An 860-nucleotide genomic window follows, 5' to 3' on the forward strand; every position below is an offset into this window, starting at 1 on the left:
TTGGCCGGGCAGGCGTCGGTTGCGTGGACCAATGCCGACCGGCGTGCGGTGATCCAACGCATGGAGATGCTCACCAGGTCCGTCACCGCGCACTCGTACACCTGGCTCAACGAACTGATCACCCAACACGGCCTCGACATCTACCCGGGCTCGGTGCCGTCGTCGGTGGCATGGATGCTGCGGATCACCCCACGAACAGCAGGCGCACGAGTGCGTCTGGCTGCGGATTTGGGGGATCGCACCTCCTTCTCCGGTGAAGTACTGCCGCCGCTGCTGCCGCACACCGCTGCTGCGCTTCGGGCGGGGTTGCTCGACGCCAAGCATGTCCAGATGATCCGCGAATTCTTTCGGCACCTGCCCCGGGACGTCGATCCGCAGACCCGCGAGCTCGCCGAACAGCAGTTGGTGGGCTTCGCATCGACCAGGCGGCCTGACGACTTCGCGCCGTTGGTGGCGAATCTGGACTCGATCCTCAACCCCGACGGCGACTACGACGAAGACGGGAAACCGCCGAAGCCGCCCAAGCGACGGGATGCGTTCTTCTACCTCGGCGAACAAAGTGCAGACGGCATGTCCGAAGGAGAATTCTGCGTCGACCCCGAACTACGCGCCTACCTCGAAGCCCTGTTCTCCAAAGCCGCGAAACCCGGCATGTACAACCCCGCCGACGGAAAACCGATCGTCGACGACGAGACCGACGGCACCACTACGCCGCAACCCGACCCGACAGGCCGGGATGCAGGGGCGAGTGATGAAGGTCTGCGGGGTGGGTCGGGCTGCGACGGAGACGGCAACTGCGCAGGTGGCATCGAATGCGGTTGCGGCACAGACTCCGACGACACTGCCGAAGCGAAGAAAAA

The 860-nt window shown here is 64.7% G+C and carries 1 protein-coding gene; it reads left to right on the forward strand.

Going from position 1 to position 860, the window contains the following annotated elements:
• Positions 1-860: DUF222 domain-containing protein (locus RHBS_RS28115; protein WP_128646946.1), on the forward strand; the 860-nt coding region annotated here is incomplete at both ends.

This window comes from Rhodococcus sp. BS-15 (assembly GCF_000813105.1).
Classification (GTDB): domain Bacteria; phylum Actinomycetota; class Actinomycetes; order Mycobacteriales; family Mycobacteriaceae; genus Rhodococcoides.